Here is a 25,312-nt window from a genome sequence, read left to right on the forward strand (position 1 = left end):
TGCTCGTCGTATGGCCTTCCGCTTCCGGGTGGCTGATCGCTCTGGCTGTCCCCTCGCTGGGTGGCCGCTCGGGCCGTCCGCCCTGTCGATGGCTGCCGGCTCCGGCCGCCTCTCTCGTCGTATGGCCATCCGCTCGCGGCCGTCTGCGGCGGGTCGGCATCCTGTTCCGGCCGCCTCCGTCGGATGGGTGTCCGCTCGGGTCGCCCCGCCCGCGGCTCAGGTGCCCGCTCGGTCTGCCCTCGCCGGGTGGCTGACCGCTCCGGTCGCCCCGCCGGGAGGCCGCCGCCCTCGATCATTGGCTCCGGCGCCCGCTGCGTCCGCCCCCGCCGGGTGGCTGACCGCTCCCGCCTCCCCGCCCGTAAGCCGCCGCCCCCGATCACTGTCCGCGTTCCGCGGTGAGGACTACGCTGGTCGAACCGGTCCTGGCCCCGGTCTTGGCCTCGGCCCCGCCCCCGTAATGACGCTCTGGACCCCGCTGTTGGACGAGTCGTCCGAAGGAGAAGGCCATGATTCACGCAGCCGATGTCCGGGAGTGGCGGGAGCGTGACGTCGTGGATGTGGAGGCGCACAAGATCGGGGTGCTGGAGGCCGTGTATGTGGATACCGCGAGCGATGAGCCGGCCATGGCGACGGTTCGGGTCGGGTTGCCCACGCGGCATCGGCTGATCTTCGTGCCGTTGGACGACGCGATCGTGGGGCCGGACTATGTGAAGGTCGGGTATCCCAAGGCCCTGGTGAAGCAGGCCCCTTCGATCGGTACGGACGACGTGCTGCCCGCCGAGCAGGAGGAAGGCATCTTCAAGCACTACGGCCTGCCGTACCAGCCGGGTGCCGGCGGCGAGCGCCAACTGGCCCGCCGTTGACGGCACCGGACGCCGAGAGGTTTCAACTCGGCGTTCCGGGCCACCCGTTGAACATGTCCAGACGCTACGGCGGAAGCCCCGCGGGGACGGTCATCTCCGTCATCGCGGACATCGCGGCACTGATCCTGATCCTGTGGATCGCTCTCTATCTGTTCGACGCCAACACCGCGAACAACTCGGTCGACTGGGTCCACAACGCGGCCGACTGGCTGTCAGGCTGGTCGCACAACCTGTTCACCATCCACTCGGCGGACTGGCGCACTGTCGTCAACTACGGCCTGCCCGCCCTCGTCTATCTCTTCATCGGCCACGCGGTGGCCACCGGTGTCAACCGGAGCTAGACCACCACTGGACCCTCAACCGCCTTGCCGTCAGGCCGCCTTACCTCATGACCTCCGGGCCGTCGCGCCTCGGGGCTGTGCGGGTAGGCGGCCGACCGGTGCTGGAAGGAGAGGATCTTCGGGTTCTGGACGACACCGTCCCGGATCTCGATGGCCTTCCGCACCGTGACGTCGTCGTCCCAGGCGGTCGGCCCGCTCATGACCGTACGCAGATACGGCAGGAGCGCCTCGCTGATCTCCCACGTCGCGGAGTTCCACAGATGGGACGGGCTGTGGTCCACGGCGTAGTAGTGGCAGCCCGGTCCGACCGTGGACATCGGGTCGCTGAAGCCGCTCGGCCGGGCCCAGGCGAAGCCCATGCCCTCGTCGCAGGCCACGTCGATGAAGAAGGTCCCCGGCTGGAACAGCGCGAGTTCCTCGTTGTTGACGAACATCAGCGGCGCGTCGGTGTCCTGCAGAACGCAGTTGACGACGATGTCGAACCCCGCCAGATACTGCGCGAGCGGCACGGGCCCGAGCCCGGTGACCGCCTGGAGGCGCGTCGGGTCGTCCTCCTGCTCCTCGAAGTGCCCCATCACGACCGACGGCATCGGCGACGCCACGGCCGCCGCCGCGCGCTGCGTGAGCACCGTGACGTCGGAGACACCCATGGCACCCAGGCCCGTGACCGCGCCGCGTGCGGTGGCGCCGAAGCTTATGACCACGGCACGCAGCCGGCGGCCGTAGCTCCCGGTCAGCCCGCCGAGCTGCAGGGCGTGCAGCACCGAGCAGTAACCGGCCAGCTCGTTGTTCTTGTGGAACACGTGGACGCTGAAGGCGCCCGTGGAGGTCCAGTGGTTCATGGCCTCCCAGGCGATCAGGGTCAGCCGTCGGTCGATGCCGATCTGCGTCGTCTTCTCGTCCTGCACGCAGTGCGGCCAGCCCCACAGCACCTGGCCCTCGCGCAGCTCGGCGAGGTCCTCGTGCATGGGCTTGGGCAGCAGCATGATGTCGCACTCGGCGACCAGTCGCTCACGCGAACGGAGGCCGCCGACGAGGGGGCGCAGCGCGTGGTCGGCGATGCCGAACCGTTCGCCGTAGCCCTCTTCGAGGAAGATCCGCTCTCGTAGGTCCGGGTCGATCCGGTCGAGGTGGCGGGGGTGCAGCGGCAGACGGAACTCGTTCTCCTTGCGGGAGGAGTGCAGTACTCCGAGACTCATCAGGCTCATGTGGGGCGGCTCATTTCCGGCCGGGCACGAAGCGCTCCGGCGTTGCCGTTCCCCGAGGGCGACGCCGAAACGGCTGACGGCGTGCGAGGTGCGCTCGGTAATGCCACGGTACTCCAGTCCGGAAAGGGCTGGATTCCGCCGACGGGGGCGCTGCGGCGCACCGGGCGGTGCCTGCCGGAGCGCGCACGCCGACGGTCGCCGACGCTTCAGGCCGCGAGCACCCCCGCCGAGCCCACCCCGCGCAACGCCATCCGTTCCACCCGGCGCGCCTGGTCCACCCCGCCCCCGTCGGTGTAGGTGAAGGGCGTCGGCGCGCACAGGTCCAGGAAGGTCCGTTTCGCCTCCAGGTCGTCGGAGATCACGTGGATGTCGGGGACGGACGGGTCGGCGGTGCCGGTGAACGTCTCCCACCAGATGTTCTTGAAGGCGCCCACCAGCCGCGCGCCCGGGAACGCGGCGGCCAGGTCCGTGGTGCCGCCGGTCGCCCAGGGGCTCACGAAGTCGACGTGGCCGCCGGTGAACGGGTTGGTGATGTCCACCAGGATCTTGCCGCGCAGCCCGGCGCGCCAGGGGCGGAGCTGCTGCACCGCTCCCTGGACGCCGAGGGCTGCGGGGACCACGATCGAGGACTCCGCTACGACGTCTTCGTCGCGCCCGCCGATCCGTACCTCGTGTCCGGCGCGGGCGAACATGGTCGCCAGCGCGACGGCGATGCCGCCCGTGCCCAGTACGCCGATCGTCATCTCCGTGTTCCCCTGCTGCCGGCTCATGACGTCCGCTTCAGGACCAGGCTGACGTTGTGGCCGCCGAAGCCGAATGAGTTGGCGAGGGCCGCGTCCCAACTGCCCTTGCGGTTCTCGCCGTTGACCACGTCCAGGTGGATCTCCGGGTCGAGGGCGTCGAGGTTGCGGGTGGCCGGGACGACCCCGTGGTGGAGGGCGAGGAGGGCGGACATCGCGCCGAACGCGCCCGAAGCGCCCAGCATGTGGCCCGTCATCGACTTGGTCGCGGTCACCACCGGGTGCGTACCCAGCGCCTTCGTCACCGCGTCGGCCTCCGCGAGGTCGCCGCCCGGGGTCGAGGTGGCGTGGGCGTGCACATGGCCGATGTCGGACGGCTCCAACTCCGCGTCCCACAGGGCCGTTCGGATCGCGCGGACCTGCCCCTCGGTGTCGGACGCCGAGATGTGCCGGGCACTGGAGGTGACGGCCGCGCCGGCCACCGCGCCGTAGACGCGGGCGCCCCGGGCCCGGGCGAACTCGGCGCGTTCCAGGACCAGTACGGCCGCGCCCTCCGCGATCACGAACCCGGAGCGGCCGGCGTCGAACGGCCGGGACACGGCGGCCGGGTCGCCCTCCTGCCGCGAGAGCGCCTTCATCTGCGCGAACGCGGCGACCATCAGCGGATGCAGACTCGCCTCGGTGCCCCCGGCCACCACGACATCGGCCCGCCCGAGGCGGATCAGGTCCAGTGCCAGGGCGATGGATTCGGCGCCCGAGGCACACGCGCTGACCGGGGAGCGGGCGCCCGCGCGGGCGCCGAGGTCGATGCTGACCCAGGCCGCCGGCCCGTTCGGCATCAGCATCGGGACGGCGTACGACGACAGCTTCCGCATGCCCGACCGCTCGTAGACGTCGTTCTGGCCGAGCGTGCTCAACACACCCCCGATGCCGGTGCCGACGACCACGGCGAGTCGCTCGGGTTCGACCAGGGGTCGGCCCGCGTCCTGGAACGCCTCCCGGGCTGCCGCTACGGCCAGCTGCTCACCCCTGTCCAGCTTGCGGGCCTGCACCCGGCCGAGGATCTCGACCGGGTCCGCGGACACGGAGCCCGCGATCCGTACCGGTAACTCCTCGGGCCAGGAGGCGTGTTCGTCATGCAGGGTGCGCACGCCGGAGCGTCCGTCGAGGAGCCCCTGCCATGATTCGGGTGCCGTCGCGCCGAGCGGGGTGATGGCGCCCAGGCCGGTCACGAGCACGTCCACGTCTCCGAGTTGGCTCATGCGAAGACGATCGTGTGGTTGCCGTGCCGGAGCACACGGTCCTCGCCGTGCCACTGCACCGCCCGGGTGAGTACCGCCCGTTCCACGTCCGCGCCGCGTCGTTGCAGCTCGGCGGAGGTGTCCGCGTGGCTGACCCGGACCACGTCCTGCTCGATGATCGGGCCCTCGTCCAGGTTCTCGGTGACGTAGTGGGCCGTGGCGCCGACGAGTTTCACGCCGCGTTCCTTCGCCTTGGCGTAGGGGCCCGCGCCGATGAACGCCGGCAGGAAGGAGTGGTGGATGTTGATGATCGGCACGTCCAGCCGCTCGATGAAGTCCGCCGACAGGATCTGCATGTAGCGGGCCAGCACGACGAAGTCGACGTTGCCCCGCAGCAGCCTCAACTGCTCCGCCTCCGCAGCCGACTTGTCAGTGCCTGACGATGGCACGTGGAAGAACGGGATCCCGAACGACCGGACCTCCTCCGCCGTGTCCGGGTGATTGGAGATCACCATCGCGACGGTGACGGGGAGTTGACCGCGCCTGTGCCGCCACAGCAGGTCCAGCAGACAGTGGTCGGACTTCGAGGCGAAGATCGCCACCCGCTTCGGCACCGACAGGTCCCGCAGCGTGAACTCCAACTCGAAGTCCCCGGCGAGCCGTTGCCGCAGCCCGTCCTCGATCGCGGGCAGCGCCGCCCCGAGGTGGGCGTGGCCGAACACCGTGCGCTGGAAGAACGCGCCGCCCTGCGGATTGTCCGAGTACTGGTCGAGGGAGACGATGTTCGCGCCGTGCTCACCGAGCACCGCGCCGACCGCCGCGACGATGCCGGGCCGGTCCTTGCCCCGGACGGTGAGGGAGGCGTGCCGGTGCGCGGTACGAGCGGCCGGGGCGGGGGCCGTCGTAACGCGAACAGCCGTCGCGGCCTCCAGAGTTGACGTCACGTCACTTGCCCTTCTCGGCGCGGAAGGTGAGCGCGACGTTGTGGCCGCCGAAGCCGGCCGAGTTCTTCACCGCGACGATCTGCTCGGGGCCCAGCTTGAGCGGGCTGCCGTGCACGACGTCGACGGAGAGGCCCTCGTCGAGGCGGGTGAAGTTGCGGGTCGGCGGTACCAGGCCGTGGTGGAGGGCGAGGACGGTGGTGATCGACTCGATCGCGCCGGCCGCGCCGAGGCTGTGCCCGGTCATCGACTTGTTCGCGGACACGGCCGGACCCTGGGTGGCGTCCCCCTCCGAGTCGCCGAACACCGTCATCACCGCGCGCGCCTCCGCCGCGTCGCCGGGTGCGGTCGCGGTGCCGTTGGCGTTGAAGTGGGCGACGTCCGCCGGGGTTACGCCCGCGTCGGCGAGGGAGACGCGGACGGCCGCGGCGGTGCCGGTGCCGTTCGGCTCGGGCTGGACCATGTGGTACGCGTCCGAGGTGATGCCGACTCCCGCCAGTTCGGCGTAGATCCGGGCGCCGCGCTCGCGTGCGTGCCGTTCCGATTCGAGTACGAGGATGCCGGCGCCCTCGCCCAGGACCATGCCGTCGCGGTCCGCGTCGTAGGGGCGGCAGGCGGACGCGGGGTCGTCGAAGCGCTGCGAGAGCGCGCGCATGGCCGCGAACGAGGACAGGACCATGGGGTGCAGGGGCGCCTCCGCGCCGCCCGCGACCACGACGTCCGCCTCCCCGCGCCGGATCAACTCGGCCGCCGTGACCAGGGCTTGGGTGCCGGAGGAGCAGGCGTTGACGGTGGCGTGCACGCCGAGACGCGCGTTCACCAGCAGCGCTACGGCCGCCGCCGAGCCGTTGCCCATGGACATCGGGACGGTCATGGGCGGGACGCGCCGCCAGCCCCGGGTCTTCAGGGTCTCCCAGCCGTCGATGATCGAGGTCATGTCACCGAGGGCGGCCGAGACGGCCACGGCCACGCGACTCGGGATCGCGGTGTTGTCGTCGAGGCCCGCATCGGCCCAGGCCTCCGCCGCCGCCGTCACCGCGAACTGGGCGGAACGGCTGAGGCGTCGGCGCTGCTGGTGCCCAAGTCCCGTACCGGGGTCGACCTTTGCGCGTCCGCCCAGCAGCGGCGGCAGGTCCTTGGCCCACGACTCGTCCTCCAGCAGACTCAGTCCGCTCTCGCCGCGCAGCATCGCGTCCCAGGTGGCGGCGACGGTCCCGCCGAGCGGGGTGGTCTCGCCGAGGCCGGTGACGACGACCTTGTTGTTCTCTTCCTGGCGGATCTTCATCGGTTGCGCGCTCCCTGTCCGAGCTGTGCGGCGAGCTTTCCGGAGTCCTTCTTGACCGAGTTGACGAGCACCTTGCGCAGCAGGGACTTCGGCATGATCCCGAAGTAGTCCCCGGGGTCCACCTCGAACGTCCAGTGCACGGTGGTGGTCCCGTCCTCGCGTGCGACGAACTCGTAGGTGCCGACGTAGCCGAACGGCCCTTCGAGGGTGTGGAACCTGGAGCGCCGGCCGGGCTCGAACTCGCTGATCTCCACGGTGAACTGCATCCGCTTGCCGATCAGCTGGAACGTGATCTCGTACTGCCCGCCCGGCCGCGCCGGGCCGTTGAGCAGCGTCACGTCCACGCAGGCCGCCTGCCAGACCGGGTCCTGGACGGGGTCGGAGATCAGGGCGAACGCCTCGTCGGGCGACACCGGGAGGTGGAACGCGTACTCGGCCGTGACCTGCTCAGTTTTGGTCATCGTCGGTGGGTCCTTCCATGTGGGGAGCGATCGCGCGGGCCGCCAGCTCCGCGTGCGGCGGGTACATCACCGAGTTGTGGTCCCCGGAGACGTCGATGACGTGCAACTCGCCCTTGATCAGGGCCTCCCAGCCGAGCTTGGGCCCGTAGTCGGCCTGTTCGTCGGCCGCGCGCAGCAGCACCAGGTCCAGGTCGGCCGGTTCGGGGAGGTAGGTCTGCAGGGCGATGCCGTTGGCGAGGTAGGCCTCGAAGTAGCGCAGGATCGTCGCGCGGTCCGCGTCCTCGGCCAACACCCCGATGGCGGCGGCCTGTTGGAGGATGTGGTCGAAGGCCGCGTCGCCGCCCAGCGCCCGCAGTTCGTCCGCCGGGATGTCCAGGGTCTTCCCGGCGGGTACGGCGAGGTCGCGGGCGAACCAGGACAGGATCGTCGAGTCGTCCGCGGACTCCGGGATGTTGGCCTCGACCGGTGCCCGGCTGTCGATGCCGACGATGAACTCGATCTCCTCGCCGAGCGCGCGCAGTTGGCCCGCGACCTCGTAGGAGATCACCCCGCCGAAGCACCAACCACCCAGCGCGTACGGGCCGTTGGGCTGCACCTCCCTCAGGAGGTCGATGTAGCGGGTGGCCATGGCCTCCACGCTGATCTCGGCCTCGCCCTCGTTCTGGATGCCGGGCGCCTCGATCGCCAACACCGGCCTGCCGGGTGGGAGATGACGGGTCAGCTCGACGTAGCAGAAGACGGTGCCGCCGAAGGGGTGGAACAGGAACACCGGGCGCTGCTCCGGGTCGCCCTCGCGCAGGACGACGAGCGGGCCGCGCGCGGCCTCCTGGCCGCCGGACCGGACGATCGCGGCGAGTTCGGCGACGGTGCCCTGCCGGCCGAGCATGACCGAGATCGGGATCTCCACGTCCCACTCGGCACGGATCGCCGAACTCAGCCGGACGGCGAGCAGCGAGTGGCCGCCCACGTCGAAGAAGTGGTCGTGGACGCCGACTTGGGACACCCCCAGGATTTCCGTCCACATCCGCGCGAGGGTGATCTCGGTGGCGTCACGCGGCTTCTCGAACCCCGCGTCCGAGGAGACCACGGGCTCCGGCAGCCGGTTCCGGTCGATCTTCTTGTTCGCCGTCAACGGCAGCTCGTCCAGCACCATCACGATGCCCGGCACCATGTACGGCGGCAGGGACACACCCGCCGCCGACCTGACCTCGGACGCCTTCAACTCGGCGCCGTTCTCCGCGAGTAGATACGCGACAAGCCGATCATCACGGACCACGACCACGGCCGTGGAAACGCCCTCGACCGCTTCCAGAACCGTCTCGACCTCGGAGAGTTCGATGCGGTAGCCGCGCAGCTTGACCTGGTTGTCCAGCCGCCCGTGGTGCAGCAGCCGCCCCTCGCTGCTCCAGCGCGCCCGGTCACCGGTGCGGTACAGCCGCCGGTCCGGCGCGGCCGGCAGCCCGGTCACGAACCGCTCCGCCGTCAACTCCGGCCGGTCCCAGTACCCGACGGCCAGACCATCCCCGCCGATCCACAACTCGCCCGGGAAACTCGGCTCTACGGCACGGCCCTGCGGATCGAGGACGTACAGCTGGGTGTTGTCGAGGGGCGCGCCGATGTCGATCCCCGACGCGGGTTCCACGACGCCGGCGGTGGACCAGATGGTCGTCTCGGTCGGGCCGTAGACGTTCCGCAGGCTCGCCACCCGCGAGGACAGGAACTCGGCGAGATCCAGGGGGAGTTCCTCACCACCGCACAACACGTTCAGCTGCGGTGCGCCCGTCCAGCCGGCGTCGCGCAGCATCCGCCACGAGGTCGGCGTCGCCTGCATCCAGGTGGCACCGCACTCCTCGATCCGCACCGCGAGCGCGGCACCGTCGGCAGCCGTGGCGCTGTCGCACACGACGACCCGGCCACCGGTCAACAGCGGGAGATACAGCTCCAGTCCGGCGATGTCGAAGGAGATCGTGGTGACGGCGAGGAGACTGTCCGACGCGTCGAAACCGGTGGTCTCGCGCATCGAGAGCAGCAGGTTCGTCAGCGCGTGATGGGGGATCGCCACGCCCTTGGGTCGGCCGGTGGAACCCGAGGTGTAGAGGATGTACGCCAGGTCGGAGGGGCCGGTGGCCGGGTCCGCAGAGGCGGAGGCCGTGGTGTTGTCGCTCCCGGTGTCCGCCCCGCCGCCCGCGTCGCCGCGCAGCACCCCGGCCCCGAGGTCGTCCAGACCCAGCACCGGAAGCCCCGGCAGCCAGCTCTCCCGCAGGCCGGACTGGCTCAGCAACAGCCGGGCCCGGGAGTCCTCGGCCATGTAAGTCAGCCGCTCCACCGGCAGGTTGGGGTCCAGCGGCACATACGCCGCCCCGGCCTCCAGCACCCCCAGCAGCGCGGCCACCAGCGGCGCACCGCGGTCCACCATCACCGCGACCCGGTCACCCGGGGCGATCCCGGCCGCCCGCAGCGCCGCCGCGGTCTCCTCGACCGACGTGAGCAGACGGCCGTAACTCCACTCCTCGTCGCCCGCGACCAGCGCGACCGCGTCGGGTGTCCGGCATACCTGCTCACGGAAGAGTTGCGGCAACCGGGCCGCGGGCAGGGCGCGTTCGGGCCCGGAGCCCCACTCCGCGAGCCGCGCCCGCTGTCGTTCGTCGCCGCGCGCCAGCTCGCGCAGCGGCTCGTCCGGATTGTCGACCAGGGTCTCCACCGTGGTGACGAACGCGTCCGCCAACTCCCGTGCCGTGCCCGCCCCGAAGATGTCGGTGTTGTACCGCAGCACCCCCGCGAAGGCACCGTCGCGCTCCGCGCCCATCTCGACCCACAGGTCGGTCTGACCCTCCTGCTGCGGCAGCGGATACGGCCGCAGGGTCGCGCCCGCGATCCCCAACTCGGCGCCCGGGCCCGGCTCCAGGAGGAAGAACGCGTCCATGTCGTTGAGGAACGGCAGCCGGTCCCAGGCGAAACCGGCCTGGTACAACGGCGTCCGGCTCGGATCACGCGGCGGCGCCAACTCCCTTACCAGCCAAGGGAACGGCAGCTCCTGCGCCCGCATCGCCTCCGACACCCGCTCCCGCGAGGCCGCCAGCGACTGACGGTACGTCAACTCCTCGTCCACCTCGCCCCGTACGACCACGGTGTTGACGAAGTTGCCGAGCGCGTCCCGGAACTGCCGGTGCAGCCGCCCCGAGGTCGGGGTGCCGACCACGAGCTCCGGCTGACCGCTCAACCGGCTCAGCAGCACGAAGTATGCGGACAGGAGCACCGTGTACGGCGTCGACGAGGTCTCCCGCGCCAGCCGCCGTACCGCCTCGGTCGCCGGGACGGACAACGCGAACGGCGCCGATCCGCCGTCGTAGGACGGCACGGGCGGGCGCGTCCGGTCGCCGTACAGATCCAGCGCGGGCGGTATGTCCGCAAGTCGCTTCGCCTCGGCGTCGAGGAGTGTGCGGGCGTTCTCGCCGGTGAGGAAGGCCTGTTGGCGTTCGGCGTACGCGGCGAAGGCGCCGCCGTCGAGTGTGAACCGGTTCGGTGTGCCCTCCAGCCGGCTGCGCACCTCGGAGAGCAGCAGGGCCAGCGACCAGAAGTCGGCCGCGATGTGGTGCATCACGACGGTGAACACCCAGGTGCGCTCACCGGTGCGGTACAAGTGCACGCGCCACAGCGGGGGTTGGGAGAGGTCGAAGGGGCTGCGGCTGTCCGTGCGGACGAGGTCGCGCAGTGCCTCCGGGGTCATGTCCCGTGCGTCGGTACGGCGGATGTCCAGCGGTACGGTGTCCCGCACGAACTGCTCCGGGCCCTCCGGACCGGCGCGGAAACCGACCCGGAGAGCGTCGTGCTCGCGGGACAGGTCGGCGAGTATCTCCCGTACCTGGACGCCGAGTTGGGGGTCGGCGGTGACCTCCGCGCCGAACACGATGTGGTAGGCGGAGCACCCCGGATCGGCCTCGTGGATGAACCAGAGGCCGGCCTGCTGGGCGTTCACAGAGTTCACGGAAGTCTCGGGAAGCACAGTGCTCATCGCTGACCGTCCGCTGCGGCGGTGGCGGCGACGGGCTCGGCGTTCATCAGCTTCCACAGGGCCTCGGCCAGGGTGTCCACCGTCGGGTGGTCCCAGAGGAGGTCGACCGGCGGGTCGGTGAGGCCGCAGACGTCCTCGATCTCCATGCCCACGGAGAGCGCGGCCATGGAGTCCAGGCCGTAGTCGGTGAAGGGCCGGTCGGTCGCCAACTCCTCGGGGGCGACGCCGGCTTCGGCGGCCACCGCGTCGACGAGGACCTTCTTCACGTCGTCGAACGTCAGGTTGTTGGTGCTGGTGCTGGTGGTCATCGCGGATCAGTACCTTCCGGCCGGTATGTGGTCGTGGTCAGGGATGGTGTTCACGCGGCGGCCGTGGACGCGGCGTCGTCCAGGCCCGCCTCGCGCGCTCCGGGCTCGGCCATGCGCACCGGGCGGACGGAGAAGAACTCGTTGTCGGCGCGCTGGGAGTTCATGCGGGTGAACAGCCGCCGGGCGGTGGTCTGTTCGAGGTCGCCGACCTCGTACTGGTGGACCTGGCGGCGGGCCAGCGCGGCCCGCAGCCACTCGCCGTCGGCGAAGAAGGCGTCGAGGTGGTTCCGGTTGAACAGCCACACGCCGAGGGCGGCCACCTTCGCGTGCAGGGAGCAGAGTTCCTCCGCCACCCGGATCAGCCGGGGCGCGGTGGACTTGGTCGACGTGCCGGTGGACTCCGAGGGTTGGCCGGCCGTCGAGCGCCGGATCTCGGTCACCCGGGCGAGCAGCGCATCCAACTCCCGCCGCAGTTCCTCGGCTTGGCCGCGCAGTGCGGTCAGCCGGTCCTCGTCGCAACCGTCCGACGCCGTCAGCTCGGCGAGGCGGGTGATCAGCGCGGGCAGGCTGGCGAACGTGGCGTCCCTGCCGCGGCCGAAGACGCTCACCCGGTGCGGTTCGAAGGCAGGCAGCTCGGCCCGCAGGTCGTACAGCGGGTGCCAGTCCTCGTCCGTTCCGTGCCCATGTGCCTTGGCCAGTGCGGGGAGTTGGAGCGCGAGACTGTCCAGGCAGACCGGTTCGCTGCCGTCGAAGACCGAGACGACGGCGCCGTCGCGGAGCATCTTCTGGAACGTGCCGACGTGTTCGGCGGCCCGTAGGAAGTACCGGGCGCCCAGCGTGCGGGCCAGCACCTTGCTGTTGGTGTCGACCAGGCGAGCCACCTGCACCTTCGCGAGGTTGCCCCAGATGCTGAACTGCTCGGTGTACAGGTGCAGTCCGCGCATCGCGACGAGGCTCTCGCACTCCGCGACCAGCAGGCTCAGGTACGCGTTGGCGAGGGACTCGGTGACGTACGGGATCTCGTTCGCGGGGCCGTCGTAGAGGATGCGGTCGGAGAGGAAGCCGGCCACCGTGCGCAGCATGGTGTCGCCGGTGCCCAGGGAGAGGCCGGTGCAGAAGGTGCGGGTGATCAGCAGTCCGCGCAGGGCGAGTTCGAGGCCCTCGCCCTCGGCGCCGAGCCGGGCCGTGGCGTCCACGCGGGCGTTGTCGAAGGCGACGCCGCTGATGTCGCAGCCGCGCAGACCGTAGGTCGGGACGCGGGGGACGCCGGTCACCTCGCCGGAGATCACCTGCGAGCGGTCCACCAGGAACATGGACTGCTGGCGCTTGGCCGGGGTCCGCTCGTCGCCGGTGATGCCGAGCAGGACCACGTGGGTGGAGGTGCGGCCCCGGTTGATGGGCCACTTCTCGCCGGACAGGACGTACTGGTCGCCGTCCGGGGCGGCCGTGAACCGGTTGGCGGCCAGGTCGGCGCCGTGCCCCGGCTCGGAGTAGGCCAGGCACGGGACGACCCCGCCGCGCAGGACCGTCGCCGCGTACTTCTCCTGCTGCTCGGCGTCGCCGCCGATCCAGGCCAGCATCATCCACACCTGGGTGCTCTCGCTCACCGCGACGTTCATGTCCCGGCGGGCGATCACCCGGGTCAGCATCAGGATGTCCTCGGCGGCCCGGAGATCACCGCCCAGCCGCTCGGGCACGAAATACCGGTTGAAGCCGAAGGCGCGGACCTGGTCGATACCGGCGGAGGGGAGTTCGTCCCGCTCGTCGAGCGCCAGCGCCCCGGCGAAGGACAAAGCGTTGGATTCCAATTCCGGGTCACCGAGCCAGCCCTCCAGAGCCTCCGCGAGAGCAGTGCTCGACTGCTTGTTTGAGCTTTTCATGAGCTTTCCATTCCATGCCTGAGAGGGCAGCGGCATAACGAAACAGCCGTGCCTGATAAACGGACCTGAAAGTGGACGTGCGAATGTGGCGCATGAATACACGTCGCGATGGAGAATGCATGCGAAAGGAGCGCACGGCGCGCTGCGGAAAAAGCGCAGCACTGTGCGAAAGAGTCAGTTCAACTGTGTCTGACCAGCGCCGATGGGCGCGCTTGCCTCGTCGTCAGCGTTGTCCGATACAACAGCTGATGGAACTTTGAACCATTTTGAAACCCCCGTTGCGCAAAGCGCGGTTTCGTCCCCGTGTTCTTCCCCGTGTGCGGCCCGGTCACAGACTGCAATGTACTGGCCAGGCGCTTCGAGAGCGTAGCAGGCGCGCTACTTGGTGCCACGTGACCCAGGTCACCCGGCGTTTCTGTTTCCCTTGTCGGGCGTTTGATTCTGTGATCGATCACCGGGTGGCTGACCTCGGTGGTCTCCGGAGAACGACCCGTTCCATTTCGCGCGATGTGGACGACTGCATTCCGTCTGATTTTGCGTCGGGATAACCGTCCGGGGGGTTGTCGTCGGCGGCGGACTGATGAATTCCATGTATCCCGGAGATCGCCGCGGGGCGGCCGGGGCTCCGTGGCGGCGAGGTGCCGCCGGGGCGATTTCCCTGGCGGACGGGGGTGTCGTGGCCGTAGAACGTTGTATCTTCGACGGTAGAGATTGCGACGATCGAAGGAGTCGGCTCATGGTGCGCACCGGTGGCACGGAGCAGTACGGGGTGTCCCCCCGGGAGGACTTCCTCATCGCCGAGCGCCCCGGCTATCTGCTCCACAAAGCGGGGTTGGTGCTGGTGGAGGACGTGGAGAAGGCGCTGGGCGCGGTCGGTATGCGCATCCGCTACTTCTTCGTGCTGGCCGCGCTGGCCGGCGGGCCCGAGCTCTCCCAGCAGGACCTGAGCCGGCTGCTCAACCTCGATCCGACCACGGTCGTGACGGTGATCGACGAGATGGAGAGCAACGCGCACGTGGAGCGCCGCCGCAACCCCGCCGACCGGCGCCGCTACAACCTGATCCTCACCGAGACCGGCCGCGAGGCGCTCGCGACGGCGGACCGGGTGGCCACGGAGGTCGAGTCGGCGTTCTTCGGCGCCCTCTCGGAGGGCGAGCGCGGGGTGCTGCGCAAGATGCTCGGCACGCTGATGGCCGGCCGCTGGCCCGCGTCGGTCTGCTCGGACTGACGTAGCCCGTCCGCGAGTTGACGTAGTACGCGCTCCAACTCACGTAGAACGTCGGCGAGTTGACGTAGAACATCTTCAATTCCCGCAAGCCCGTGGTGCCGACCGGTGCCGCGGGTTTTGTCGTGCCCGGCGATCGTCGCTCCGGGTGACTTCGCTCGCCGCGCCGACCGTGGCGGCATTGACTCATGACTTTCCAATCATCTAGATTTCCATCATCTATGGATCCCAAGGTCCAAAGTTCCAGCTGATTGGAAGGTCCCCGCATGTCCGCAGAACGCGCACCATCTCCCACTAGGTGGTGGACACTCGGGATCGTCGCGTTGGGCTCGTTCATGCTGATGCTCGACCTGAGCGTGGTCTCCATCGCGCTGCCGCAGATCCACAAGAGCCTGGGCAGCAGCTTCGCCGACCTGCAGTGGGTGTTCGACGCCTACGCCCTCACGCTGGCGATCTTCCTGGTCGCGGCGGGCTCGCTCGCCGACCGGATCGGCCGCAAGAAGCTCTTCCAGGTCGGCTTCGCCATCTTCACCGCCGCCTCGCTGGCCTGTGGACTGGCCGACGGAGCAGGGGAGTTGAGCTGGTTCCGGGCCATCCAGGGGGTCGGCGCGGCCATCATGTTCGCGGTCGGACCCGCGATGCTCAGCCATGAGTTCCACGGCAAGGAACGGGCCACCGCGTTCACCGCGTTCGGTGCCGCCGTCGGTCTCGCCGTCGCCACCGGCCCGCTCATCGGCGGCTCGCTGATCAACTCGCTGTCCTGGCGCTGGATCTTCTACATCAACGTGCCGGTCGGCGTGCTCGCCATCCTCATCGGCGCGCTGCGCGTCCGAGAATCCCTCAACAAGCGGGCCCACCCCACCGATTGGGCCGGCCTCGGCACCTTCAGCCTCGCGCTCGGCGCCCTCGTCTACGCCACCATCCGTGGCCCGGTGGAGGGTTGGACCAGCGCCAACACGCTCGGCCTCTACGCGGCGAGCGTCCTCTTCCTGGTCGTCTTCGTCGCCATCGAGCGCCGCCTCGGTGAACGCGCCCTGATCGACCCGGCGTTCTTCCGCAGCCCCACCTTCGTCGGCATCTCCCTCGTCGCGATGATCGGCAACGCGGGCGCCCTGCCCTCGGTGTTCTTCGAGACCAGCTACCTGGAGAACATGCTGCACGTCGACGCGTGGGGGACAGGTCTACGGTTCCTGCCGCTGACCGGCGCCATGTTCGTGGCCGGTGCCCTCGGCGGCGGCCTCATCGGCAAGGTCCCCTTCCGGATCCTGCTGGGCGGTTCGACCCTGGTCATGGCCATCGGCATCCTGTGCCTGAACCTCACCGAGGCGGACTCGTCCTGGACCGTGCTCGTCCCGGCACTGGTCATCTCCGGCCTCGGCATGGGCGCCTTCAACCCGGCCCGCGCCGCCCTGGCCATCGGGGTCACCGAACCGGCCAAGTCCGGTGTCGCGTCCGGCATCAACGAGACCTTCCAGCAGGTCGGCATCGCGGTCGGCATCGCCGGCATCGGCGCCTACTTCCAGCACACCGTGTCCCAGGACTTCACCTCCTCGGCCGTCGGCAAGCAGCTCGGCGCCGACACCGCGGAGACCGCCGCCCACGGCATCAGCGCCGGCGGCCTCGACGCCGTCGCCCAGGCCGCGGGCCCCCTGCGCGAGAAGGTACTGGCCGCCGGACAGGACGCGTTCATGAACGCCTTCCACGGAGCCATGACCCTCAGCGCGATCCTCGGCTTCGTCGCCGCCGTCATCGGCTTCACGATGCTGCGCACGAAGGACCTGCACGCCAGCGCGCTGTCGACGATCCCCCCGGACGTCGACGAGGACGGCGAGGTACGTCCCGACGACGCGTCGGACCTCCCGGTCGGCGCCCCGGCCTGACCGCACCGCGCGGCTGAGGAGGCCGCCCGATTCACCGTCCCGGTGGCCAATCCCCCGCGCCACCGGGACGGTTCAGTGCTGTCCGGCAATCCCTCGATCAGGTGACGGCAGGCTGTACGGCTACTCGAACACCGTGTCGTGACCACACTTCCCACCGGCCCCTGGGGCAGCACCCGTGTGGCAAGAGGTGGTCGGGCGGCTAGTGCGGGGGCCGTTGGGGGAGGCTGCCGTATGACTCACCGCCAACACCACTTACCGGAACGTCGGTTGACGCCCCGCCGCGCCGAGAGCACGGCCCGATGAGCGCCGGGACGACCGGCCCGGCACCGCTGCCCGGGACCGCCTCGCGCGTGCCGCCGCCCCAGCCCGCCGAGATCCGCTACGAGGGTCGGCACGCCCAGAACCCGTTGGCCGAGGCCGAGTTCGGGAAGCTGTGCGCGCGCCTGCCCGCCGTGCTCGCGCAGACCGCGCGGATGGCGTGGGCCATCGACCGGTCCGCCGTGCTGCTGCTGGCCGGCTGCCAACTGGCCGTCGGCGCAGCAGCCGTAGTACTGCTGCTGTCCACCGCGCGGGCGATGCGCTCGGTGCTGGCCGCCGGGCCCGTAAGTGACCGGCTGCATCAGGCGCTGCCCGCGCTGCTGGTCATCGCCGTCGCGGCGGCGGTCGGCCGGGTCGCGAGCGCGCTGTCCTCGTACGCGGACGGGCGGATCACCCCGCGGCTGACCACGGCGGCGGACAGTTCCCTCGTCGAGTCGGTGTGCCGGGTGGAGGCCGCCGCGCGCGCCGAGGACGGTTTCGCGGACCGGCAGGAGGCCGCGGAGATGGGGGTGATCCGGGGCCATGTGATGGTGCAGGACGCCACGCGCTTCACCGCCGCCGTGGTCCGGATGGTCAGCGCGAGCGGGGTGCTGTCCGTGCTGCACCCGTTGATGCTGCCTCTGCTGCTGCTCGCGGTCGTGCCCGCAGGCGTGGGCGCGATCCTGCACGCGAAGATCCAGTACGAGACGCACTACGCCAACATCGGCGACCGCAACGTCCGCCAGAACATGCGGGGTTGGGTCACCAGCCCGAAGTTCTCCGACGAGATCCGCGCCAACGGCATGGTCCCCTACCTCGGGTTCTGGCACCGTACGATCTCCGAACGCATCGACCGCCGGGTCCTGGACGTGGCACCGCGCATGCTGCGGATCGTGCTGGCCAGTTCGGCGATCGGCGGTGTCTTCCTCGCCGCGACCTGGGCCGCGCTCGCCTGGCTGGCCGCCACCGGACGCGTCGAACCAGCCATCGCCGCCACGGCGGTCGTCGCCGTCCAGACCACCCTCGCCGCGCTCGGCCAGCTCGTCATCTACGGCGCCGCGATGTTCCACACCGCCCTCTACCTCGCCGACCTGGAGGGCTTCCTCGCCTTCGCCGCCGAACGCGCCCCAAGGCGAGGGGAGTTGGGACCGGGGACGCCGGTGGAGGAGATCCGGCTCGACGAGGCCGTCTACTGCTACCCGGGCAAGGAGATCCCCGCGGTGGCCGGGGTCTCGCTGACCGTACGGCGCGGGGAGATCCTCGCCGTGGTCGGCGAGAACGGTTCCGGGAAGTCCACGCTGACCCGGCTCCTCGCGGGCATCTTCCTCGCCGACAAGGGCACGGTCAGCTGGAACGGGCACGACCTCGCGGGTCTCGACCCCGACAGGCTGTGGGAGTTGTCGGGACTGGTGCCGCAGAACTTCGCCCAGTGGCCCCTCAACGTCCGCGACAACGTCACCCTCGGCCAGCCCCGCACCGGCGACGACCTGCTGGTGTGGGAGGCGCTGGATGCCGTAGGACTGCGGGAGGCGGTGGAGGAACTCCCGTACGGGCTCGACACGTTGCTCGCCCGCGAGCTGTGGGGCGGTACCGAACTGTCCGGTGGGCAGTGGCAGCGGCTGGCGTGTGCGCGGGCCCTGTACCGGCAGCCCGACCTGCTGATCCTGGACGAGCCGACCAGTCAGATGGACGCCCGAGGAGAGCACGCCATCCTCGAACAGATCAAGGCGATCGCCGCCCGCCGCATGACGATCGTCGTCACCCACCAACTGGTCAACACGAAGATCGCCGACCGGGTTGTGGTCATGCGGCACGGTCGCATCGCCGAACAGGGTACGTACGACGAACTCGCCCATGGCGGCGGCCTGTTCGCCGAACTCCTGGCCCTGTCGAACGACCGCTGACCGATCACCGCCCCGCAGGGAGAACCCCGTGACCGACGCATGGGACGCGCACTACGCCGACGGCAACACCTTCAGCCCGCTCCGTGACTCCGAACGCGCGCTGCTCGCCGAGCACGCACCGGCCCCCGAGGGCGGCGGGCACGCCCTGGACGTCGGCTGCGGGCTGGGTGAACTCGCCCGCCATCTGGCCGAGTCGGGGTACGAGGTCGACGCCGTCGACTTCGCGCCCGCCGCCCTCGCCCGCGCCGAGACCCAGCCCTCCGCCGCCGACTCGGCGGTGACCTACCACCTGTTGGACATCGAGCACGACAGCCTCGACGCCCTGCCGCATCCCGCCTACGACCTGATCACCTTCCGCCTCAGCTGGGCCTTCGTCCACGACCGCACCCGGGTGATGAACCGGCTGCGCGAGCGGCTGCGCCCGGGGGGTGTCGTCTGCGTCATCACGCCCGTCGCGGAGAAGGTGGTGGACGGCAGGCGCTCCATCGCCCTCGACGACGAGGAGATCCGTGCGCTGTGCGGGAGTTGGGCGATGGCCGAGCGGTACGACGCCGACGGGCTCGCGTTCGTCGTCCTGCGCGAACCCGCCCCCGCGGCCGTCACCTGCGCGGGCAAGAAGCGGCCGTCACCGCACGCCCTCACCGGTGCCGGAGTCGTCGTCACCGACTCGGCGGGGCGGATCCTGCTGGGCTGGTCGGTGCGCGGGGTCTGGGAGTTGCCCGGCGGCAAGAACGACGCCGGCGAGGGCTTTCTGGAGGCGGGCGTAAGGGAGTTGGAGGAGGAGACCGGCCTGAAGGCGGACCCGATCCCGGGCGGCGCACGGCTGCTGGCCCTCCTGATGGACTCCACGCACGGCATGCCCCGGCTGACGGGCGCCGTCCGCGTCACCGCCTGGACCGGCCAACCGACCGTCACCGAACCGCAGTTGATCCACCGCTGGGAGTGGCACGAGGTCGCCGACCTGCCCACCCTGGCCCAGCCGCTGTTCACGCCGAGCGCGCATGTCATCGACACGGTCTGGCCGGGGTTGCTGCCCGGCCTGCCGGCTGTCCACCGGTACCCGATCACTCCGGCCGCGGCTCCCGCGTAAGACGGTAAGGCCGTAAGGCACTGTTCCGCTTTGCCCCTGTCTGCTCTAGGCTCCAGGGAGGGAAGAACGGGACCGCGACCAGGTACGCCGTACGTCCGGTACCGGCACATCTCCCCGCAGGCTCCCAGCCCCCGAGCCGGAATCGAGACCGGCCGGAGCCGCATCGCCGGAGTGCGCGGCTCCAGCTCCGTCCTCCCGGCAGTTCCAGACGGGGTGCTCCCACCAGACCCGCCGCCGCGGAGGACACGCGCGAGGAATCGGTGGAGGGGGGCCTCTCATCCTCGTGGCCACGGCCGCCGCCGCTCCAAACAGCGGCGGCGGCCGTCCGGACCGTGGAACAGCAGGTCAGGGCCCCCATCCGCACCCGTCTCACGCCCCCAGACCCGGCAGCGGCTCGGAGTCGTCCACGAAGGCGCGGGCCACGTCCGACAGGCGCCGGTTGTGGGCGCGGGCGTAGCCGCGCAGGGTGGTGAAGGCGCGCTCCATGTCGATGCCGAGGCGTTCGGCGAGTTTGCCCTTGGCCTGTTCGATCAGGACGCGGCTGTTCAGGGCGGTCTGCAGCTGCTCGTTGAGGATCGTGCTGAGGTGGCTGGAGCGTTGCTGCAGCAGGCTGATGGTGGCTACGTCGGCCAGGGCCTGGGCGATCAGTGTGCCCGCCGGGTCGAACGGACCGGGGGCGGCCCGGAAGAGGTTGAGCGCGCCGACGACCTCGTCCCGCAGCCGCATCGGCAGCGCCTGCACGGCGGTGAATCCGCTGCGGTGGGCCGTCGTGACGAAGCGCGGCCAGCGCTCGGCCTCCTGGGTCAGATCGGGGACGATCACGGGGGTGCCGGAGCGGAAGCACTCCAGGCAGGGGCCCTCGTCGTTCTGGAGCTGGAAGAGTTCCAGGAGGCGTACCTGTTCGTCGGAGGCCGCCATCACGCGCAGTTCGCCGTCGCGGTCCGCGAGCAGCACGCCCGCCGCGTCGGCTCCGAGCATGCCCACGCAGCGGTCGGTGAGCAGGCGCAGGAAGTCGATCAGATCGAAGTCGGCGACCAGGTTGTCCGCCAGTTCGACGAAGGTCTTGGCCAGGAGCTGCTGATTCATCGTGTCACCTTCGTTGGGGACCGGGTCCCGCCGGGAGGGGGCGGGAAGTGCGGCACGTCCGCCGGCCGGGTGTCGATGCGCCGGTCGATGAACCGATCGGTGCGTCAGGTGTCCTCGTCGTCCCGGTCGTCCCGGTCGTCCTGGTCCGGCTCCACGTGCGGGGAGAAGCGGAGCCGGTGGGCGACGACGTCGGCGGCCACGTCGGCGAGCCGGCGCCCCCGCATATAAGCGTGCGCGCGCAGCCGTACGAAGGCCTCGTCGATGCCGATGCCGAGCTGGACGGTGAGGATGCCGGTGGCCTGGTCGATCTCCGCGCGGTAACCGTCCAGGTCCTCGAAGTCCCGGTCCGCCGGGGCCTGTTGGCGGTACGGCCCGCGCGTCCCGCCGATCCGGGCGTCGAGCAGGAGCAGCGTCGCGAGATCGGCGAACGCGAGGGCGTCGGCGAGCTGTTCGGCGTTCAGTACGGTCGGCACGTCGGCGTACAGGTCCAGGACACCCGGGCTGATCGCGCCGACTTGCAGGGGGAGGGCGAAGACGGCGCGGGCCCCGGCTTCCAGGGCCGCGTCCGCGAACACGGCCCAGCGGTCCTGGAGTTGACCGGTGAGCAGGTCCGGTGTCAGGACGGCCGAACCGTCCAGGAACGCGTCCACGCACGGGCCCTCGCCCAACGTCAGCTGCAGTTCCTCCAGTTGCTCGCTGATGTCGTCGGTGCTGCACAGCGGGTGGCTCGCCGCGGTGCGGGACATCGCGGACAGCCCCGCCCCGCCGACGGGTAACGCGGCCACGGCCGCGGTGCACACGTCCACCACACCGGCCCGCCCACCGCGCCGCGCCGCCTGCTCGGCGACCAGGACCTGGATCCGGGCCGACCGGCTGCCGGCCCTCATTCGAGCCACCGCGTCCAGAGGCCGTTCCGGACCCGCCCCGGCCGGGCGGCGGTCACCGTGCGTCGCCCGAGAGGAGCGAGGCGAGCGGAACCGTTCGGTGCGGCGGGATGTGGGCGGCCGGATCCGGGACACCCTCGACGGGAGCCGGCGGACACCCCAACGGGCCACCGAGAAGCAGGAATTGGGAGCCGGTGACGTCGAGGATCAGGCCAAGTGTCGGCGGCGGGTTGTGCAGGCGCAGGGTGCATCCGACTTCGGCGGCCTGCTGCGCCGCGTGGAGGAAGACGTTGAGGCCGCTGCAGTCGCAGAAGGTGACGGGGGTGAGGTCGATGTCGAGGGTACGGATGCCGTCGCGCAGGCACTGGGCCAGTGCCGTGCGCACCAGCGGGGCCGATTCCTGGTCGATCTCGCCGACCAGGGTGATCAGTGCCCGTTTCCTTCGGTCATGGCGGTAGACGGTGAGCTGCGTGCGGGGCATGACGCCTCGGTTCGGGGGACCATCCGGCAACGGGCGTGGTGGCGACGGGAGTTACGGCGCCGAGGGCGCTCTGCCGGCAGGGGTGGTACAGGGATGCGCCGGGTGACGGACGAAGAATCCGCTCCCCGCGCCATCTGTGTCGAGCATCTGTGCCGAGCTACGACGAGCCGCCGGGGTCTGGGACGTCCGTACAGCAGCATAGTCCTCGTGCCGGTGCGCGGGCGGTCCGCACCGGGAAGTGCGACGGGCGCGCCCGTACGGAAGGGCCTGCCCCGAGATACTTGTTCGTCCCGCCATGTGCGTGCGAGGGCCGGATACCGGTGGGCGATACTTGTGTATCGCCGGTCAATTGCCCCCAGCGGGTTCGATGTTGTGGGTGAACCGGAACAGGTTGTGCGGGTCGTACTGCCTTTTCACGCGGCGCAGCCGCTCGAAGTCCTCGGCTGCGAAAAGCCCGCGCACCTGCTCCTGGGACACTGGGCCGCCGTCGTTGTAGATCGAGTTGGGGCTGCGGCCGATGGTCCACTGCTTCAAGGCGTCGTAGAGGCGCTGGTGGACCGGCCTGGCTGCCGTCGAGGGCGCGGTCGTGCCGCTGGTCATCACCCGCAGCATGTATGCGGCGTCACGGCCCCCGACCGCGCCCGGGTCGGTGGGCCGACGGGCGAAGGCACCACCGAGGTGACGGATGTCGACGACGCAGGGCACTGCCGCATGGGGGCCGGCCAGGTCCACGACGGTCCGCAGGGTCGCAGGATCGAGCTCGCGCAACAGGACGTTCCCGCCGAAGTAGGTGTGCGGGACACGCGGGTCCTGGTAGATGGTGCCGGCCTCCGTGTACGGCATCTCCCGAACGGTGTCGACCAGACGTGGGCCGAGCGCACGCAGGGGCGCCACGAGCCGTTCACCCGCCTCGGCGGAGCCGGTGAAGGCGATGCGGACGTGGGCGACATAGCGTCCGCGTAGGGGCTCGGGGAAATGCGGCGACGTCGGGCAGGTCATGAGGCCGATCGAGGAGGTGAGTTCCTCGGGCAGCGGCAGAGTCCATTCCTGATAGGCGCGCAGCAGGTCGACGGGGCTGTCCGCGGCGAAGTGAAGGCCGCCGCCGTAGAGACGGGTCACCGGCACCAGGGCCGTCTCGACGGCGGTGACGGCGCCGAAGTTGCCGCCGCCGCCGCGCAGCGCCCAGAACAGGTCGGGGTAGGAGTCGGCCGTGACGTGGCGCGGCACGCCGTCGGCGGTGACGATGTCGAGGGCGCGGACGTGGTCACTGGCGTAGCCGGTCCGGCGTCCGAGCAGACCGACCCCGCCGCCGAGGAGGTAGCCGACGACGCCGATGTGCGGGGCCGAGCCGTTGACCGGGGCCAGACCGTGCGGAGCGGCCTGCTCGATGACCTCTCCCCACAGCACCCCGGCTTCGGTGCTGACGGTCCCGGCTTCCGTGTCCACCGTTACGGCCCTCATCCGGCGGGTGGTGATGAGAACGCCCTCACCGTTCAGTGCGGTGACGATGCCGTGTCCGGTGGACTGCACGGCGACAGGCAGCCTCCGCTCGGCCGCGAAACGGACCGCGGCGCGCACGTCCTCGGCGCGGGTGGCGCCGACGACGACGGCAGGGCGGTGCCGGAAGCCGGTCTGGAAACCGGCCCGTTCCTCGTCGTACCCTCGGCTGCCGGGCAGCAGGACGGGTCCTCCCACCTCCGTGGCCAGCATCTCCACGTCCACGCTCACCCGTTGTCTTCCTTCCGTGAACGGCGCGCCACCACCGGGCGGGTGCACGCTCGGTCGACAGGTCCGCTACCGCAGGTACGAGTTGTCCTGCACCCAGTGGAAGCCGCGGCCGACCAGCGGGAAGGTGCCGAGATCCCGGCGGCTCAGGTGCAGGCGGAGACGGTGGCCGTCGGCATCGCCCTCCAGGATCAGGCGATCGTCGGCCGGACGCTCGAAGGTGAGCGTCACCTGCCACTTTGGGTCGATCATCTTGGTCAGCGCGATCGAGCGGGCGGTCATGTCGATCGCCGCCATGCAGGGGTCGAGCGAGTCGTCCATGTGCTGAATGGCCACGGCGTCGACGGAGTCCACGACGACTCGGCGCCAGCGCCGGCCGTCGGTCACCACGGGCGGGTGCCGCTCGCCGTCGATGGAGAAGTCGGTGACGTCCCAGACGCCGTACAACTCGGGCTTCTGCCGTCCGCCCCCGTAGTTCTTCCAGAACGACCAGTCATTGCGCAGTTGCGCGCCAAGCAGCCAGAGCCCCGCCCCGGTCTGCAGGGCGGTGGCGATCCGGTTCGCCCCGCGGGAGCGGAAGAGGTCCACGGGGACAGCCGCGGGGACCGGGCGCTCCGTGAGCAGGGCCCCGGCCAGGCGAGGCGCCTGCGGGGCCAGCAGAAGCAGGCTGAGCAAGAGCAGGTGGAAGGAGTGGACCTTGACGGGGACGTCGAAGGTCATGTTGAGAAGGAGCACCTGGGCCATCTCCGCCGCCGACACCAGCGCGCCCAGCGAAGCCGTGCGCGGTGCGACGAGCAGCAGCCCGCCCGCGATCTCCGCACAGCCGAGCAGTATCTGGTACGGCTTCGAGGACCCCGTCTGTGCCCACAGCAGGCCCATCGGGCTGAGGTCGCCGAGCGGCTCGACGAGCTTGGACGGCGGCAGCTGGAACTGGAGCGGGACGGCCTTGGCCGCGCCGTAGGAGAACATCTGCCCCGCGAGACAGAAACGGACTGCCAAGCGGAACCACTTGTCCGCCGTCGCGTGGTCCGTCCGGTGCCGGTCCAGCACGGACCAGACCGGGGTCGCGACGGCGGCGCCCGCGAGCCAGCAGAGCTGCCCAGCCCAGGTGTGCGGGTCGTCGCCGCCGGCGAAGCGGTCACCCAGCTCCCTGCCGAGGACCCGGGTGGACATCCAGTTCCGCACCGGGCGTATCTCCCAGAGCTTCGCCCAGGAGTCGGCCGCTTCCTGGAGGCGCCCCATTCCGCCGCCGCGCAGGGCCAGATAGACCTGAGGAGAGGTCAGACAGTACAGGCCGGCGTAGACGGCACCGAACCGGTAGGCGGTGCGGGCGGCCCCGGTCCAGCTCGGCGGGGGCGACGAGGTGCCGACCGCCAGTAGCGTGCGTCTGGCCGCCCTGCTGGCTGGCGAGGACGCGACGGTCCGCAACCATTTGCCTACTCGCACCTTCATCGTTCATC

The 25,312-nt window shown here is 70.6% G+C and carries 20 protein-coding genes; 6 read left to right on the forward strand and 14 right to left on the reverse strand.

All coding sequences use genetic code 11. The features are described from left to right. The first annotated feature begins 506 nt into the window (after positions 1–506). Together OG496_RS38225 and OG496_RS38230 are read left to right on the forward strand one after the other, a co-directional pair. On the forward strand, positions 507–863 hold the full coding sequence (locus OG496_RS38225; protein ID WP_366490020.1) for a PRC-barrel domain-containing protein: 357 nt from the start codon (positions 507–509) through the stop codon (positions 861–863). A 53-nt stretch (positions 864–916) separates the two neighbouring features. Then, positions 917–1,204 (forward strand): hypothetical protein, encoded by a 288-nt coding sequence (locus OG496_RS38230; protein WP_019060897.1) that lies wholly within the window; start codon positions 917–919, stop codon positions 1,202–1,204. Here OG496_RS38230 and OG496_RS38235 read toward each other — a convergent pair. The 9 genes from OG496_RS38235 to OG496_RS38275 all read right to left on the reverse strand — a co-directional run bounded on the left by OG496_RS38235 (position 1,201) and on the right by OG496_RS38275 (position 13,280). After that, positions 1,201–2,412, reverse strand: a complete 1,212-nt coding sequence (locus OG496_RS38235) for a N(5)-(carboxyethyl)ornithine synthase (RefSeq protein WP_405974115.1) — start codon at positions 2,410–2,412, stop codon at positions 1,201–1,203. The genes OG496_RS38230 and OG496_RS38235 overlap by 4 nt on opposite strands. Before the next feature lie 206 nt (positions 2,413–2,618). Further along, positions 2,619–3,182 (reverse strand): NADPH-dependent F420 reductase, encoded by a 564-nt coding sequence (locus OG496_RS38240; RefSeq protein WP_405974116.1) that lies wholly within the window; start codon positions 3,180–3,182, stop codon positions 2,619–2,621. Then, positions 3,179–4,414, reverse strand: coding sequence for a beta-ketoacyl-[acyl-carrier-protein] synthase family protein (locus tag OG496_RS38245; protein ID WP_405974117.1), 1,236 nt, complete (start codon positions 4,412–4,414; stop codon positions 3,179–3,181). The genes OG496_RS38240 and OG496_RS38245 overlap by 4 nt, the downstream gene beginning before the upstream one ends. Further along, positions 4,411–5,337 (reverse strand): formyltetrahydrofolate deformylase, encoded by a 927-nt coding sequence (gene purU, locus OG496_RS38250; RefSeq protein WP_405974118.1) that lies wholly within the window; start codon positions 5,335–5,337, stop codon positions 4,411–4,413. The genes OG496_RS38245 and purU overlap by 4 nt, the downstream gene beginning before the upstream one ends. A 1-nt stretch (position 5,338) precedes the next feature. Beyond that, a complete protein-coding gene (locus tag OG496_RS38255) occupies positions 5,339–6,619 on the reverse strand; it encodes a beta-ketoacyl-[acyl-carrier-protein] synthase family protein (protein ID WP_405974119.1) in 1,281 nt (426 codons plus the stop codon). Beyond that, on the reverse strand, positions 6,616–7,080 hold the full coding sequence (locus OG496_RS38260) for an SRPBCC family protein (RefSeq protein ID WP_366490028.1): 465 nt from the start codon (positions 7,078–7,080) through the stop codon (positions 6,616–6,618). Before OG496_RS38260 ends, OG496_RS38255 begins: the two co-directional genes overlap by 4 nt. Continuing rightward, the gene (locus OG496_RS38265) at positions 7,067–11,065 is read right to left on the reverse strand and encodes a non-ribosomal peptide synthetase (RefSeq protein WP_405974120.1); all 3,999 of its coding nucleotides are present in this window, start codon (positions 11,063–11,065) and stop codon (positions 7,067–7,069) included. Before OG496_RS38265 ends, OG496_RS38260 begins: the two co-directional genes overlap by 14 nt. Positions 11,066–11,088: 23 nt before the next feature. Next, positions 11,089–11,400 carry an acyl carrier protein gene (locus OG496_RS38270; protein ID WP_366490030.1) on the reverse strand — a complete coding sequence of 104 codons (312 nt, stop codon included), beginning with the start codon at positions 11,398–11,400 and terminating at the stop codon, positions 11,089–11,091. Between the two features lie 50 nt (positions 11,401–11,450). Then, complete coding sequence (locus tag OG496_RS38275; protein WP_405974121.1) at positions 11,451–13,280, reverse strand: acyl-CoA dehydrogenase; 1,830 nt, start codon at positions 13,278–13,280, stop codon at positions 11,451–11,453. A 736-nt stretch (positions 13,281–14,016) separates the two neighbouring features. Here OG496_RS38275 and OG496_RS38280 point away from each other — a divergent pair. The 4 genes from OG496_RS38280 (at position 14,017) to OG496_RS38295 (ending at position 19,676) form a co-directional block, all read left to right on the forward strand. Further along, a complete protein-coding gene (locus tag OG496_RS38280; RefSeq protein WP_405974122.1) occupies positions 14,017–14,508 on the forward strand; it encodes a MarR family winged helix-turn-helix transcriptional regulator in 492 nt (163 codons plus the stop codon). Between the two features lie 263 nt (positions 14,509–14,771). Continuing rightward, on the forward strand, positions 14,772–16,385 hold the full coding sequence (locus OG496_RS38285; protein WP_405974123.1) for an MFS transporter: 1,614 nt from the start codon (positions 14,772–14,774) through the stop codon (positions 16,383–16,385). Between the two features lie 299 nt (positions 16,386–16,684). Further along, positions 16,685–18,586, forward strand: coding sequence for an ATP-binding cassette domain-containing protein (locus OG496_RS38290; RefSeq protein ID WP_405974124.1), 1,902 nt, complete (start codon positions 16,685–16,687; stop codon positions 18,584–18,586). A gap of 28 nt (positions 18,587–18,614) precedes the next feature. Continuing rightward, positions 18,615–19,676, forward strand: a complete 1,062-nt coding sequence (locus OG496_RS38295) for a bifunctional class I SAM-dependent methyltransferase/NUDIX hydrolase (RefSeq protein WP_405974125.1) — start codon at positions 18,615–18,617, stop codon at positions 19,674–19,676. 369 nt (positions 19,677–20,045) lie between these two features. On the opposite strand, the gene OG496_RS38300 is transcribed toward OG496_RS38295, so the two are convergent. The 5 genes from OG496_RS38300 to OG496_RS38320 form a co-directional block, all read right to left on the reverse strand. Further along, positions 20,046–20,762, reverse strand: coding sequence for a GAF and ANTAR domain-containing protein (locus tag OG496_RS38300; RefSeq protein ID WP_405974126.1), 717 nt, complete (start codon positions 20,760–20,762; stop codon positions 20,046–20,048). A gap of 104 nt (positions 20,763–20,866) precedes the next feature. Next, positions 20,867–21,649 (reverse strand): ANTAR domain-containing protein, encoded by a 783-nt coding sequence (locus tag OG496_RS38305; protein ID WP_405974127.1) that lies wholly within the window; start codon positions 21,647–21,649, stop codon positions 20,867–20,869. Between the two features lie 52 nt (positions 21,650–21,701). Continuing rightward, entirely contained in the window at positions 21,702–22,127 is a 426-nt protein-coding gene (locus tag OG496_RS38310) for an STAS domain-containing protein (RefSeq protein ID WP_405974128.1), read from the reverse strand. A gap of 345 nt (positions 22,128–22,472) precedes the next feature. Then, the gene (locus tag OG496_RS38315; RefSeq protein WP_405974129.1) at positions 22,473–23,855 is read right to left on the reverse strand and encodes an FAD-binding oxidoreductase; all 1,383 of its coding nucleotides are present in this window, start codon (positions 23,853–23,855) and stop codon (positions 22,473–22,475) included. Between the two features lie 66 nt (positions 23,856–23,921). Continuing rightward, positions 23,922–25,304 carry a DoxX family protein gene (locus OG496_RS38320; RefSeq protein ID WP_405974130.1) on the reverse strand — a complete coding sequence of 461 codons (1,383 nt, stop codon included), beginning with the start codon at positions 25,302–25,304 and terminating at the stop codon, positions 23,922–23,924. Positions 25,305–25,312 lie beyond the last annotated feature (8 nt).

This window comes from Streptomyces sp. NBC_00988, from assembly GCF_045162645.1.
GTDB lineage: Bacteria > Actinomycetota > Actinomycetes > Streptomycetales > Streptomycetaceae > Streptomyces.